This is a genomic window from Pseudomonas sp. ASL3 (assembly GCF_056680425.1).
The window spans coordinates 269,907-284,885 of the sequence record NZ_CM155281.1 but is presented as its reverse complement, the minus strand read 5'-3'; the positions used below and the strand labels follow the sequence as shown (position 1 = coordinate 284,885).

Here is a 14,979-nt window from a genome sequence, read left to right as displayed (position 1 = left end):
GAAAATATCACGTTTAATGTTTATATTGCCCCCACCCTTTTTGTTGAGCGAGATCACGCTCAAGGTCATTTTTAAAAAAGTGGGTGCGTATGTGCGAATGAATAAGCAATTGATCTATCATAAAAAACACCCCGCAGATATGTCAATGAGCCATTACTCTAGAAATTATTGATCAGGCTTTAAAAAAAACTGAACACGTGGCCGCCTATCTAGAAACCCAGAGGCGCATCCAGTTTCTGCAAAACCAATGCGCGCTCCCGCAAAAGGGGCAGGTTCATTGACTCATCAATAAACCTGCCCGCTTTGCCCTCGTTTCAGCTAGAAGCCTGATCAAACCTTTTTGGCATAATTGGTCGCGCCAAACCAGTCGACCACCACCACCGTCTCGTCGCCAACGACCCAGGCATCATGGCCTCGGGGCAGCGATGTGATGTCTCCGGGGCCGGCGATCATCTCTGTGCCGTCATCCATGCGGATGCACAGTTTGCCTGCAACGTGGTACTGGAAATGCGGTGCCTGGCAACTGGCCGTTTGCGCCAGAGGCTGGATGTCGTTTGTCCAGCGCCAGCCGGGTTTGAAGGTGAACCGGCCCACTTCGGCGTTACCGATTTTGAGGATTTCGGCTTTGCCGTTGGAGAATTCCCGGACTTCATCAGGTTTGGAGAACGACTTGTGTTCCGTTATTTGCTCATGAGCTTGCACGGTAGGACCCTCGATTGAGTGACTGGATAATCCCAGGCCGCGCAGCCGACGTCCTAACAGCTACAGGGCGCAGGGCGCGCCCCCAATGAAACATCTAATCAGTCTAGTACTGAATTCTGGCCGCCCCTTGATTGATCAGGTCCGCGCGCCGCACGGTATCACCCCGATCTGTGGGAGGGCCCGCGCCGTCTTCGACGCTGCGCTGTCGCGCAGCAAACCCGGTCAATGTAGGAGCAGGCTTGCAACTACGCGTCCCGCCGCGAATGGTTTGGCGCGGCCGGTCTGACATACCGCCTTCATCGCGAACAAGACTGTGCGTCCCGATTGCCTCCACAGTGATTCCGATTCAACCCAAAACAGCTGGCTGGCCGCAGGCTTGCCCCTGCTTACCGCCTCATCTTCATCAGAAACTCGGCGAGGCTGGGCACGCGGGTGCTGAAACTCGTACGCATGGCTTTGAATATGATTCGACGAAGGATGTCTTTTAGTGTTTCGGGAGGGGCTGATGGCAGTTGATTGACAGTTTTCTTTTTACCCGCAGCTGCGTTCATATCACCCGGACTACCCTTCCCCCCGACGTCATACACTTCCTTGGACAGATGCTTGATGTAGTTTTCCTTGAGGTCTTCATATTTGGCAAATTTTGCACCCAGGGGTGGTACATCACCGCCTTTCGCGGAAAATCTGTTGATTACCTGCTCCATGAACTCGAAGTCCACATTGCGAAATATTCCATAATTCTTGTCGGTCACATAGCGAATAAAACCTTTGTCTAGCTGTGTGGTTTTGAGCGACTCACTGCTCAGAATACGACGTGCCGTCGCTGCATCTTTATCCGTGAAACTGTATGACACCATGCGCCCCCCCTCAAAAACCCCACCCTGATTGTGCGGCAACATGATTCGCCCATCGTCACTTTGACGATACCGCGCCAAGTCAAAAGCCAATACATCAACGTAATGCAGATCAGCACCTTGCTCTTGGGCAAATTCGAAGGCTTGACTCAACAGTTCTCTATCCCTTTCCGTTAAAAAATTGACGGAGGGCTGCATCCGCGTTTCGACAGTGTTCTTAATCTGCAAGGGAAGTCTATAGTCAGGATTTTCGCTAAAAAATACACGTTGTCTCAGTAACGCTTCTCCACTGATGGATACCGTTGAGCTAGAAACGCCAAGCGGTACAGGAGAAGCATCAGAAGAAAACTCTGACGGGGGCGAAAGGGTTTGAGACTTTACAGAGGACGCAAGGTTGGGCCGTGAGATCACAGCATCCATAATATTCATGATAATCCCTCATCGATAAAACCCTGACGGGCCAAGCCGTCAGGGCCCAGCCAATTAATACATAAGGTTAAACGTCACAACGTCCTGACCTGATGGTTTGCTGTTAGTCGCCCCGGTTGCCACTGAGTGCTTGATGACTATCTGACCTGCGTAACTAAAGGGGAGGTGATTGAATTTTGTCATTACCCCACTGGAGTTCGGCGCGATATCATGACAAATCTCATTAGATCCTGAGGGTACGTAGCACATTTCCACAGTCTCGCCCGTACTATTGGGGTACAGGGTCGTCCGCCAAAAAATATTCTTCAGCCTTGAGACAGTCTTTGCCCCTCTCGGATAATCGGGGCCTGTCACTCGATGAACAGAAATCCCCTTATATCCCGGTTTATAAATCGAAAAAGGCGCCATCGATTTGGTCACAGAAAACTCTGCAGCCACCCCCGACATCGACACAAACAACAAAGCAACAGGCAATAGTTTTCTCATAGCGAAATACTCACTTATCAAAAGTTTTGAAATTCAAGGTATATACAACCAGAAACCTGACTCTGCTTTTACAGCCTCTTCTCTATATATCGACCTCTTTCAACGAAACTCAATAGTGACTATCCGTTCGGATAAAACCGGGGAATAACCCAAACACTTCAACCCCACCGGAAGTTGCCTGGCCCACCGTAACACTCACCCGACGGGAACGTTTTTCAGGCGAGCGCCGGTAGTTCACGAAGTGTTGGCCGTCGTGTTCGTTGATGGCGCCGGGAGGGACGACGATGGCGTTGGGGTTCTGATAGGTGATGATCGACAATCGGGCGCTCATGCCCAGGCGAATGCGTTGCTGTTGCGCCGGGGTCAGTGGCGGGAGGGCGACGCCGAGTTCGTAGGCGGCGCCACTGCCCTGGAACTCCGATTGCAGCACTTGCGAGCCAACCGAGGTGATCTTGCCGTTCAGGAGGATGCCGCCGAAGCCATCACCGGTGATGTCTACCGGCAGGCCCTCTTGCAGTTGATTGATGTCCCCTTCGTCGACCTTGGCCACGACTTTGAGCTGTTCCAGATTGGCCAGGCCTAACAGCGGTTGTCCCTGGCTGACACGGGCGCCCTGCTGGACGGGTCTGGCCGTGGTGTCGGCCGAGTTACCCGGTACGCGGACGATAATCCCGGCGAAGGGTGCGCTGATTTCCCGCTGCCCTTCCAAGACCTGCAACGCCTCATATTTGGCTGTGGCATTGGCCAGTTGCATGTCGGCGATCTGGCGGTTTTCGCCCTGGCCTTTTTCCCCCACATCCTTGAGTTCAGCCTGAGCGGCTTTCAGATCCAGGCGCTGCATCTGTGCCTGTTGCATCAAGGCGTCGACTTCCATGCGTGGGACAATTCCACGCTCGAGCAAGACACGGGTCTCTTCGAGTTTGCGTTCGGTGTCGTTCACATTCAGCTGGCTGGTGCTCAAGGCCCGCCGCGCCCGGGCCATGTCCTGGCCGTGGGTCCAACCCTGCAAATCCTGTACGGCACGCCGGGCTTTGAGCAGTTCGGCCAGCGCTTCGCGCAACTGGATTTGCAGGTGCGTGGTATCCAGGCGCAGCAGCACTTGGCCACGCTCGACCCGTTGCCCTTCCTCGACTGGCTTGTCCTGCACGGTGCCGTCGAACGGTGCTGTGAGTGTCAGCAGCGCGCCGGGCTCGATACGCCCTGCCAGGCCCAGCCGTTGCACCAGCGGTTCGACCGCGACCGGCAACCACTGCTCGGTATTTGCCGCTGCGGACCGGGCGCCAAAGTAGATGAATATTCCCACTACGCTCAACAGAAGACTGCCGATAAGCCCTAGCGTTTTCGCGGGGCCATAGCGGCCGAATAATCGATCAGTCATTGAGGGTAATGTCCCAGCTCTGCAGCGTCATGCCTAACCGCTCATCCAGTTGGGTCTGGGCGTTGAGGTAGGCGATCTGCGCGTTAAGGGTGGCGTTCTCGGCGTTGCGCAGGTCCGCTTCGAAACTCAACACCTGAAAGTTACTGGAGCGTCCTACCTGTAACTTGTCACGTTCGATGTCCAGCTTGCGTTGTGACAGCTCGCGGACTCGCTGGGCGATTTCGTATTGGCGCCAACGGGTGCCCATGTCACGTATCGCATCGCCCACTTGTCGCTCCAGCACCTGCCGGGCCTCGACCTGCCGAATGGCCTGATCCTGCACCGCCACCTGCGCATTGACCGCACTCTGACGGGCACTCAAATCGCCGATGGGGATTTCCAGTTGAATACCGGCGTAACTGTCCCAGTTTTTCTCGGCGCGGCGATGTTCAGCGCCGGAGTATCGATTGTGCGTCTGACTTGCACCGCCAATCAGCGAGACATCCCACAGCCGCCGGTCTTGCTCGACGAGCAGATTGATATCGGCCTGTTCGCTGGCAATCAATTGCTGCAAGTACTCCGGCTGTTGCGCCAGGGCGACCTGTAGCGCTCGACGGCGATCCATCTCCACTCGTTCGACGTTGAGCGCTTCACTGGCTCTAAGCCGGGTGCCCGGATCCAGTGCCAGCAGCAGTAGCAGGTCCAGCCGACTGGCGTCCAGTTGGTTGGCGGTCTCTTCGACCCCCAACTCCTGACTGGCAAGGTCGGCCTCGGTCTGCACACTTTCGAATTGCGCCATGCGTCCCGCGCCGATCAAGGCCTTGTTCACCTCCAAAAGTTGTCGAGAGCGCGCCAACGCCGCCTGGGCGATTCGCTGTTGTTCCTGTGCTTTTAGAAGCTCGCGGTAAGCCGAGACAATCTGCGTGACGGTCTGGGAAACCGTGGATTTGAGCTGGAGTCGATTGCTGCTCTCGCTCAGGCGTGCCAGTCGCACAGGAGCGGTGCCGACCTCGCGCCCGGCACCGCGCAGCAGTGGCTGAACGATCCCGAACGTCAAGCCACTATCGTCCTTGCGCCCACCCCGATCAGCCTGATTGAAGTGCTGAGTCCACGACAGGCTGAAGCGCGTGCCCCATTCATTGAGCAAGGTGGTTTCGGGGGTCAGGGTGTAGTCACGATGACGGTCGTCATGCGCACGGTTCGCCAGATATTTGCTGGTGATCACCGTTCGGGGTGTGAATGAATCTTCAGCCACCCGCAGGTCGAACTTTTGCGCCATGCGTTGCAGATAAGCGCTGCGAATGCCACGGTTATCGCGCAAGCCCAGGTACACCGCATCCGCCAGCGTCAGGTCCAGCGTGTGTGCCGTCAGCGACACTGCGCTGACAAACGCCATGCTCGGCTGCGAAGTGCGCGCCTGTTGCGACCCGCTCACTGTATCGGCACCCAGCATGGCGGCCAACGGCACGGCATGCGCCAGTGCGGCAGGTATCCACCGTCGCCTGCGCCGGGAAGCGCCGCTCGCCGTGGAGACCCCGCGCAAACACTCATCGTTCGTGGCTTGTTTCATCATTCGAGCGTTTTCATCTGCGTGTTCCCAGGCTTGCCAGCAGACTTTCCGGTGTCTGCTCGGTAAAAATCACACTCAGCGGTTTGCCCAGGTTCAATCTGCCGTAGAGCTCTTCCTCACGCTCCAGATAGCGCTGTTGCACGTCTCGATAGCCGTCCTGGTAAATGCTCTGTTCTACCGGCAACAAGGCGTCGAAGTGCTCGAGCAGGCCCTGAAAGACCAACCTTCGTTCGACGGTGTTATGGGTCGTGGCAATCAATTTGATGAAAAACTGGCTGTCCGACGACCGCAGCGCCTCATTTGCGGCATAACGCTCGGCAAGGTTGTAGGGGCCTGAATCGTCGTACACGACACAACAGAGCGTTGCCCTCGGCAGGCCGGCGAAGGGGTTCTCGGCATACGCCCGTCGATGGTGGCGAGCCAGTGCAAACTCCACGGCCTTTTCAGCCAACATCAGTCGCTTTGAATCGCTGCTGTCGGGCACTATCTGGAGGTCTGGCGCCTGCCGCCCCTGCTCAGCCACTTGAACGGAAAAAGCCGCGAACAGGCCTGACGGGCCGACGATCCTGGCTTGCATGTCGCGCAACTCGTTTTTCGACAACGCAGCCTGTCGAGCGGCCAATTGCAAACATTCCAGCGGCAAACGCTCATCGATACTGCCCGGGTCAATCCATTGCGGTGTATGAACGGTTGCATCAGCAGTGATCATGGAAACGGTCACGGGGGTTACTCCACTTGTCATTAACGAAGACATCCTGGTCTTGTGTTTTTGCTTTCATTCATCCCGTAGCGCTCTGACGGGCGACAACCGGGATGCCGAGATCGCCGGATACAGGCCAAAAAACAAACCAATCAATAGAGAGCTGCCGATGCCCAGTGGCAATGACGCCAGCGAGAGGCTGAACTGCCAGCCCGAAAACAGGGTAAAGACATAAGCCGCCGCCACACCGAGTGCCGCGCCGAGCAGTGCGCCAGCGACAGAAAGCGTGGTCGCTTCGAGCAGGAACAATGTGCGGATGTCGCGCTGACGCGCACCCAATGCCATGCGTACACCAATCTCGCGACGCCGCTCGGCCACGTTCATCAGCATCACATTCATCACCCCCACGCCGCCGACCAGCAAAGAAATGCCACCCAGCCCCGCAAGCAGGTAAGCAAACGTATTGGCTTGTCGCTTGAGGCCCTCGAGCAATTGCTGTGGTATCTGCACGTTGACCTCGCGCCCATCGAGCTGCTCGCTCAACAGCGCTTCAAGCGCCTGGGCCGTGACGGGCAAATCGGCATCGGGAATGACCTTGGCAACCACGTTGCCTATCTCGGCAGAAGGTCTCAGGCGGCGCATGCCTTCAAGAGGGATCAATACCGATTCGTCCACGGCAATCGGCATCAGTGAACTGGGGGGTTGGCTGGCGGCAATGCCGATGACCTGGAACAGGTAGTTATCGATCTGCAACACATCATTCACTCGCAAGGATCGACCCCGTACGCGCAAATCGTCGGCGACGCGGGCGCCCACCACGGCGAAGGTCGCGCGCTGATCGAACGCCGAGATAAAACGACCTGCTTGCAGATCCAGCCCCATGATCTCGGCCAGTCCGGCAGTGGTTCCGACCAGACTCGCGTCGGCGTGCGCACCCTCTCGATTGATCTGTGCCGAATGCTGGGTGATCGGCGCGATATGGGAAATATCCGGCAATGCCTGGCGTATCGCCTGGGTATCCAGGGTGGTCGGCAGCGGCTGTTTCTTTTGCGCCGAGAACGGAAAACTGACCACCAGCGTATCTGTGCCCATGTCCTTGAAAGTGCGCATGGCCTCTTCGGCTGCGTTGCGACCGATGTTCAGCAACGCGATGATCGATGCGCTGCCCACCACAATCCCAAGCAACGCCAACACCGAGCGGCGCCCCAGCAAACGCAGGCTGTCGACGGACTCCGCGAACATCTGCAACCACGAGGGAACAGGCAACGCGTCAAGGCTGGCCATACGCGGCGCCCTCGTGCAATTCGCCATCAACGACCAGAATCTGTCGATCAAACCGTTTCGCCAGCGCGGTATCGTGAGTCACCATCACCAGCGTCACGGCGTGCTCCCGGTTAAGGCCCAGCAGCAACGCCATGATGTCGTTCGCGGTACTGCTATCCAGATTGCCCGTAGGCTCATCGGCGAGGACCAGCGCCGGCCGCCCTACCAGCGCGCGGGCAATCGCGACACGCTGGCGTTGCCCACCGGAAAGGTCGGCTGGCTTACAGGTTGCCCGGTCGGCCAGCCCGACATGGTCCAACTGTTCCAGCGCACACAGCCGCGCTTCCCGGCGCGACATGCCGCGATAACTTAGCGGCAAGGCGACGTTATCGACGGCGGTGAGCCGCGGCAGCAGATTGAATGCCTGAAAGACGAAGCCAATTTCACGGTTGCGCAGACGGGCCAGTTGATCGGCCTCTGCACTCAGCATATTTTGCCCGGCAAAGGTCAAGAGCCCCGACGCAGGCCGCTCAAGTAACCCCAGGATATTGAGGAGTGTGCTTTTGCCCGATCCAGAGGCACCGACCAGCGCACAGGTTTGTCCACGCTTTATTACCAGGTTGATATTTTTCAGCACGGACATTGCCTGCCCGGCCCGGTAGTAACACTGATTAATGTTATGCAACGCGAGCAACTCAGGAGCGTCCATTTCAATTGCAACTTCCATTGTTTCACCCTCCCGAAAACTTGCCACCGGACCGTGATCAAGACGTTAATTCCATCAGTACTCGCCGTTACCGCCAGCTGACGATGAAGGCATTAACGCTGATAGAAGGCAGCCGCATGCCAGCCCCAGAAGTCAGAGCTTCAACATTCAATTCACAACTAATCTTGACGACTGCCAATAGCTGCCGACCGGAACTCAGATTTCCATGACGCCCCATGCTGTTGCATGGGCGGGTATTATGAACAACCTGATGTCAGGCACAATCCTACAGATGTAGGGGGTTGCATTTATTTTGAATCCTGCTCGGACATATGCTCTGCCATCAACGCGACGCGGGTTTTGACACCGCTTTTTTTTAGCAACGACGAGACGTGATCACGAACGGTGTAATCGCTGATACTCAGGGTTTCCGCGATCTGCTTGTTGGTTTTTCCGCGCAGCAGAAGGGACAGGACATCGCGCTCTCTCCGTGTTACCCGCATAGGTTTCTACCCTTTTATTATCGATACACCCGAAGCAAACATGTAGGAAACTTCTTACACTCACCCGTTTCGACCTCAAACAGTAAGTCGGCATACAGGTCATTTTATTTAGAATGTTTTTTATTAATCATCGACAGATACACCCCGCCCTTGATCTTCCTGCACACCAGAGGAAACGCCAAGCATGTTTTTACGATCATTGGCCACTAGCATTGCGCACTTGTCGAATTTTCCTACATAAAAATAAGATCCAGCGCGTAGGCTCAAAGCCTAAAGTCCTACCTAAAAGTCACGTATGAAAAATGCTCATCGCTCGCTTGTCAGGGCAGGCAAAGCCTCACTGCAAAGAAGCATTTAGATATCAGTTGTATAGACAGGGACAATAAACTTCAGGAATGATAATTACAATCAGCTGTTACAATTAACGCGGTAACAAAACAGCACTTTCGCTGTCGGGAGGGAGTTTTGACGGAGGTGACGCGAGCCCGCACGTCGGGTCAGGCTGACGACGTGCGGGCTGCAGGGGGATGGCAATCAGGACTGCATTTGTTTGAAGGCCGCCTCGGCACGCTTGCCGATTTCTTCGGGTGTCAGGTCTTCCTTGTGGGTGGAGATGAACCAGAGATGGCCAAAAGGATCCCTTAGGGTGCCGCTACGATCACCGTAAAATTGATCCTGAACGGCCCTCTCGACCTTCGCCCCAGCGTCAATGGCGCGCTTGAATTGCGCATCCACATCCGGCACATACAGGTGCATGCCAAATGAGGTTTTGCCGTTGGGGTCTGCGCTAGCGAAGCCGCCTTGATCACACGGATCGGCGAGCATGAGTCTGGAGTCGCCGATCTGCAGTTCGGCGTGCCCGACTTTGCCGTCCGGGGAATTCAGGCGGAAATTTTCGATGGCGCCAAACGCCTTTTTATAGAACTCGATGGCTTTACTTGCATCCTTGACGCCCATGTACACGGTCAGGCTGTGAAAGCCTTCCGGGATTGCTTTGACGCTCATATCCTTTCTCCTTTTTTGACGATATGTGCAGCGGTTTTTGCGATAAGCGGCGCTGTCGTGCCTTATGCCTGGCGCGCCTGTTGTTGCAGATTAAGTGTGCGCACTGGCCGCACCTCGACGCTACCGACGCGTGCAGCAGGAATATTCGCAGCGACTTGTAGGGCATCGTTCAAATCTCGGGCCTCGATCAGGTAGAAACCGGCCAGTTGCTCCTTGGTTTCAGCGAAAGGCCCGTCGGTGATCGATACCTTGCCGTTACGCATGCGCACGGTGGTCGCGGTCTGCACCGACTCCAGCGGTTCGGCGGCCAGCATGCGACCGCTTTCCTGCACCGATTGTGCGTAGGCGAGGCACTCGTCATCTCGAGGACTGTCAGGGTGCGAATGCAGGGTTTGTTCGTTGCTGTAAATCAGGCACAGGTATTTCATGACGTCCTCCATTTCGGGCTTTCAACGCTCTGCTTACGGGATAGTCGTTTGCTACTGTCAGAAATCGACAGCCCTTATCGAGAAATTTCAGATCCTGACGAGTGGTGTTTTTTCCGCAGAGCGATGGACCTGATAGACCGCGTCAAGCTATTCGCAGGCAAGCCTGCTCTTATCAAACAACCTGTAAGTATTTGAAATGTATGAAGTGAATATTTCAAAATTTGTAGGAGCTGACTTGTCTGCGATCCAGTGCGAAGCGCTGGCAAAAATGGTGAATTCACCACCGCTGGAAGGTCCTTCGGCCCTTTTCGCAGACAAGTCAGCTCCTACGCCCTCCGGGCAGAATCGAGCCCCAGTTTGCTGCGTGACAGCGCGGCGTCGAAGACGCGGCGAGGCCTCCCATCAAACAACGCATAACTAGTTGAAAAATAATGAATAAATTTTAAGTCAAGCACCGATTCAATGTAGGAGCTGACTTGTCTGCGAAGACCATTCAACGCGGTGGGTCTGACAGATCGCGTCGTATGGTCTTCGCAGACAAGTCAGCTCCTACGCCCTCCGGACAGAAGCGGGACCGAGTTTGCTGCGCGACAGCGCAGCGTCGAAGACGCGGCGAGGCCTCCCACAGATCGCGCACTAACCCACAAGCTCGCTCAGGCAGCGTTCGAGAAACTGACGATCGACACTCTGCCGGGACAGTTCGATGGCTTTGATATAGGCCGCGCGGGCTTCTTCGATTCGCCCCAGGCGTCGGCACAGATCGGCCCTGGCCGACCAGGCCAGGTGATAGTCCTCCAGCTCGCCCGCAGCCAACAGCGCATCGATCAATCTCAGCCCGGCTTCGGGGCCCTCGAGCATGGCGACCGCGACCGCACGATTGAGCTCGACTACGGCTGAGGCAGCGAGGCGCACCAGCACGTCGTACAGGCCGACGATTTGTACCCAGTCGGTATCCGTGGCGCTGGCGGCCTCGGCATGCACGGCGGCGATGGCGGCTTGTACGCTGTAGGCGCCATAACGGCCGGAGCGCAAGGATTGCTCGACCAGTGCTTCGCCTTCGCCGATCAACGAACGATCCCACAGGCTTCGATCCTGCTGGTCGAGCAACACCGGTTCGCCGCTGCCTGACAACCGCGCCGGACGCCGCGACTCAATCAGCAGCATCAGCGCCAGCAAACCCACGACTTCAGGTTCAGGCAGCAGATCGACCAGTAACCGGCCCAGGCGTATCGCCTCGCTGGACAGGTCACTGCGCGTCAATGCATCGCCGGAGGAGGCGAAATAGCCTTCGTTGAACACCAGATACACCACGCGTAACACCGCCTCCAGGCGTTCAGGCAGTTCGGCATGGGAAGGCACTTCATACGGGATGTGGGCATCGCGGATCTTGTTCTTGGCGCGCACGATGCGCTGCGCCACGGTGGACGGTGCCGTCAGAAAAGCCCTGGCGATTTCTTCAGTGGTGAGGTCGCAGACTTCACGCAAGGTCAACGCAACCTGGGCATCGGCAGTCAGGGCCGGGTGACAGCAGATGAAAATCAGCCGCAGCCGATCGTCTTCGACGCTGTCATGATCGACCGGACGAGTCTGCAACTGTCCCTCCAATTGCAAGGCCAGCTCGGTCAGCGACGCATTGAAGCGGGCTCGGCGCCGCAGGCTGTCGATGGCCTTGAAGCGTCCGGTCGAGACCAGCCATGCGCGAGGGTTGTCGGGCAATCCGGCGTGTGGCCACTGTTCGACGGCAGCAATGAAAGCGTCCTGCAACGCCTCTTCGGCCAGCTCGAAATTGCCCAGCAGACGAATCAGCGTTGCCAATACCCGGCGCGACTCCAGACGGTAGATCGTCTCGACTTCGCTGTGCACTGACTGATTATTTTTATTATCCATGCCGTTGCCTCTAACTGTGGTCAACGCCCGCTGCTTGCCGCCATCACTCCGTCAACGTTCATGCCTCGACGCAGGCCGAAAAAAGCGGCAGTCAGCAAACCCACGGCGCCCATGACCGCGCAGTAGCCGACGCAGACCCACGGGCTCCACGGCGTCAACGCGATCAACATCAATGGCGTGGTACTGGCCCAGAGTGCGTAGGCGATGTTGTAGGTGAAGGAAATACCCGAGACGCGGATGTGCGCCGGAAACAGACCGACCATCACTGACGGCACCACGCCCACGATACCGCAGGCGAGCCCCGCAATTGCATAGGCAAGACCCGGTGAGAGCCAGCCACCTATCAGGCTGGCATACAACAGCGCAATGCCCAGTGGCAGCAGCAGGCTGTACAGCGCCACGCCGCGCCACGCGCCCAGGCGATCCACCAACAGACCGGCCAGCACGCAACCGATGTTCAGGAACACGATGCCCAGGGCGCTCAGGGCGAAGGTGTGGCTGGCGGTCATGCCGAAGCGCTGCTGCATCACGGTCGGGGTGATCACCACCAGCACCACCACTGCCGAGGTCAGCACGCACGTCAGCAGCACCGCCGGCAATAACGCCTGGCGATGTTCACGCAGCACTGCGCGCAACGGAAATTCACCCAGCGCTTCACGCTGAGCGTGCAGCGCCATGAACACCGGGGTCTCGCTCAACCAGCGGCGCAACCAGACACCGACCACGCCAAACACACCACCCAACAGGAACGGGATGCGCCAGGCGTAATCGAGAATTTCCGCCGGGCTGAACACCCGCGCCAACCAGGTCGCGATCAGTGCGCCCAATAGATAGCCAAAGGTCAGCCCCGCTTGCAGCACACCCAGCGCATAGCCGCGATGGCCCTTGCAGGCTGTGTGAAAACCCCAACAGAAAACTGAACTGCGCGTTCGTACGTCAATTCAGAAATAGATCGGCTGCTGGACAGACCTGGATTTCACGTAGGAACGCGATTTTCAGGTCGGTTTTTAATCAGTTAATCGGTCGCGGAGGTTTTCACACAGCCTGCTTGGGTGCATGCTCGGCGACAAACACCCAAGCGCTCGGTACCTCACCGCCCACCGCAGCGCCTTGCAGGATGCGCAAGGCCAGCAAAATCAGTGGCGCCCAGTAGCCGATCTGGGCGTAAGTCGGCATCACCCCGATCAGCAGACACGGTAGCGCCATCAGCAGAATGCTCAGGCTGAACACCCGCTTGCGGCCCAATTGATCGGCGAAGTGCGCCATCAGGATGCCGCCCAATGGCCGCGCCAGATAACCGGTGACAAAAATGCCGAAGCTTTGCAGCAAACGCAGCCACTCAGGCATTTCTGGCGGGAAAAACAGCTGGCTCAGGGTCAACGCGAAGAACACGAAGATGATGAAGTCATAGATTTCCAGCGCCCCACCGAGCGCCGCGAGGCCCAAGGTCTTGTAGTCAGCCCGGGACAGCGGCTGGGAGCGTGGTTGAATAATGGCTGTCATAAGCAATCCGAAAACGGCAAGCGATTAAGGTTCGACCGTCACGACGGGCCGCTCCATCAAAACTGTCACGGAGCGCTCTTTTCGCCCGGACGCAGGGCGGCGAAGCATAGCAAAGCGCAATCGACTCAGAGCGCGCTTGGCGCGATTAACGGCTGACAAGGGCTGAAGCTATGCTTGAAACCTAACGCCAGTGTAGGGATTCTGTGTGTTGTCCAAAAAGAGGTCCCCTCAATGAGCTATTCATCTCTGTTGCGCAGCCGTGGCAGTCAGGACAGTGGCAAGGTCGGCATGATCGAGTTGTTTTTCGATCTGGTGTTTGTCTTCGCCGTGACCCAACTGTCGCACTCGTTATTGGCCAACCTCACGGTTCAGGGCGCGGTGCACGTGACGATGCTGTTGCTGGCGGTGTGGTGGGTGTGGATCTTTACGTCATGGATCACCAACTGGCTCGACCCTGAACGCATTCCGGTGCGTCTGGCACTGTTCGCGCTGATGCTGGCCGGGCTGTTGCTCTCGGTGTCGATTCCCAAGGCGTTTACGGACCGTGGCCTGCTGTTCGCCTGCGCTTTCGTGTCCATGCAGGTCGGGCGCACGGCCTTTGCGATCTGGGCGGTGCGCCACGAGTCGTTGAGCATGACTCGCAACTTCCAGCGGATTCTGGTGTGGCTGATGTGTTCCGGGGTGTTCTGGATCTGCGGTGGGCTGGTCGAAGGCAATGCCCGGGTGGGTTTCTGGGCCGTGGCGCTGTTGATCGAATTCATTTCGCCATCGGTGTATTTCTGGGTGCCGGGGCTGGGACGTTCGACGCTGCAGGATTGGGACGTGGAAGGCAATCACATGGCCGAGCGCTGCGCCCTGTTCGTGATCATCGCGCTGGGCGAGTCGTTACTGGTCACTGGCGCAACCTTCGCCGAACTGATCTGGGACCTGAACACTGTCACGGCCTTTCTCATCGCCGTACTCGGCAGCGTGGCCATGTGGTGGGTGTATTTCGACAGCGGTGCCGAGCGTGCCCACCACCGCATTGCCCACTCCAAGGACCCCGGCCGTGAGGCACGCCTGGCCTACACCTATCTGCACGCCCTGATCATCGCCGGCATCATCGTCAGCGCGGTGGCCGATGAACTGGTGCTGACGCACCCGAACCACGCCACCGACGCCGGCATCAGCGCCATCCTCGTCGGTCCCACGCTGTACCTGCTGGGCACCGCGCTGTTCAAGATGGTCACCGCTGAACGATTTATCCTGCCGCTTTCGCACCTGATCGGCCTGGTGTTGCTGATCATCCTCGCGCCTTTCGCCTTCGCCCACCTGCTTTCGGCGCTGGTGTCGGGAGCGCTGACTACCGGAATTTTGCTGGTGGTTGCGACATGGGAAAGCATCGCGCTGCGCAAAGCGGCGCTGGCTAAGACAACCCAAGAGCTTGGGCAGGAGTTGCCCAAGTAATCGCTTGCGCCCAATCCCGGGCGCTCGCTAGCAGAAAATGCACTTCTAAGGAGCGCAATAACGACACTTGAGCAGGCAAAAACGCCACCTGATGACTGATCAGTCTTCAAACAAGCGATGTAACCGTCTGGATACAAGAA

12 protein-coding genes and 2 pseudogenes are annotated in these 14,979 nt (G+C 57.3%); 1 reads left to right on the top strand and 13 read right to left on the bottom strand.

The annotated features are described in order from the left end of the window. Positions 1-330 precede the first annotated feature (330 nt). The 13 genes and pseudogenes from AC1MEE_RS01325 to AC1MEE_RS01265 form a co-directional block, all read right to left on the bottom strand. A complete protein-coding gene (locus AC1MEE_RS01325; protein WP_480413418.1) occupies positions 331-702 on the bottom strand; it encodes a cupin domain-containing protein in 372 nt (123 codons plus the stop codon). A 386-nt stretch (positions 703-1,088) separates the two neighbouring features. Then, positions 1,089-1,985: a hypothetical protein gene (locus AC1MEE_RS01320; RefSeq protein WP_480413417.1), complete on the bottom strand. Its 897-nt coding sequence runs from the start codon at positions 1,983-1,985 to the stop codon at positions 1,089-1,091. Between the two features lie 595 nt (positions 1,986-2,580). Beyond that, positions 2,581-3,849, bottom strand: a complete 1,269-nt coding sequence (locus AC1MEE_RS01315) for an efflux RND transporter periplasmic adaptor subunit (protein WP_480413416.1) — start codon at positions 3,847-3,849, stop codon at positions 2,581-2,583. Next, positions 3,842-5,281: a TolC family protein gene (locus AC1MEE_RS01310; protein ID WP_480416122.1), complete on the bottom strand. Its 1,440-nt coding sequence runs from the start codon at positions 5,279-5,281 to the stop codon at positions 3,842-3,844. The genes AC1MEE_RS01315 and AC1MEE_RS01310 overlap by 8 nt, the downstream gene beginning before the upstream one ends. Positions 5,282-5,411: 130 nt before the next feature. Further along, positions 5,412-6,119: a hypothetical protein gene (locus AC1MEE_RS01305; RefSeq protein WP_480413415.1), complete on the bottom strand. Its 708-nt coding sequence runs from the start codon at positions 6,117-6,119 to the stop codon at positions 5,412-5,414. A 54-nt stretch (positions 6,120-6,173) separates the two neighbouring features. Beyond that, positions 6,174-7,382, bottom strand: a complete 1,209-nt coding sequence (locus tag AC1MEE_RS01300; RefSeq protein ID WP_480413414.1) for an ABC transporter permease — start codon at positions 7,380-7,382, stop codon at positions 6,174-6,176. Beyond that, positions 7,369-8,088: an ABC transporter ATP-binding protein gene (locus AC1MEE_RS01295; protein WP_480413413.1), complete on the bottom strand. Its 720-nt coding sequence runs from the start codon at positions 8,086-8,088 to the stop codon at positions 7,369-7,371. The genes AC1MEE_RS01300 and AC1MEE_RS01295 overlap by 14 nt, the downstream gene beginning before the upstream one ends. A 287-nt stretch (positions 8,089-8,375) precedes the next feature. Continuing rightward, entirely contained in the window at positions 8,376-8,570 is a 195-nt protein-coding gene (locus AC1MEE_RS01290; protein ID WP_480413411.1) for a LuxR C-terminal-related transcriptional regulator, read from the bottom strand. Between the two features lie 534 nt (positions 8,571-9,104). After that, positions 9,105-9,575, bottom strand: coding sequence for a VOC family protein (locus AC1MEE_RS01285; protein WP_480413410.1), 471 nt, complete (start codon positions 9,573-9,575; stop codon positions 9,105-9,107). A 62-nt stretch (positions 9,576-9,637) separates the two neighbouring features. Beyond that, on the bottom strand, positions 9,638-10,003 hold the full coding sequence (locus tag AC1MEE_RS01280) for a YciI family protein (protein WP_480413409.1): 366 nt from the start codon (positions 10,001-10,003) through the stop codon (positions 9,638-9,640). Between the two features lie 636 nt (positions 10,004-10,639). Then, positions 10,640-11,890, bottom strand: a complete 1,251-nt coding sequence (locus tag AC1MEE_RS01275; protein ID WP_480413408.1) for an RNA polymerase sigma factor — start codon at positions 11,888-11,890, stop codon at positions 10,640-10,642. Positions 11,891-11,910: 20 nt separating this feature from the next. Further along, positions 11,911-12,777: pseudogene (locus tag AC1MEE_RS01270) on the bottom strand (MFS transporter); the annotation flags it as partial. A 163-nt stretch (positions 12,778-12,940) separates the two neighbouring features. Continuing rightward, positions 12,941-13,393 (bottom strand): annotated as a pseudogene (locus tag AC1MEE_RS01265) (MFS transporter); the annotation flags it as partial. Between the two features lie 231 nt (positions 13,394-13,624). Between AC1MEE_RS01265 and AC1MEE_RS01260 the strand changes: the two are divergent. After that, the gene (locus tag AC1MEE_RS01260; RefSeq protein ID WP_480413407.1) at positions 13,625-14,839 is read left to right on the top strand and encodes a low temperature requirement protein A; all 1,215 of its coding nucleotides are present in this window, start codon (positions 13,625-13,627) and stop codon (positions 14,837-14,839) included. Positions 14,840-14,979: the final 140 nt, after the last annotated feature.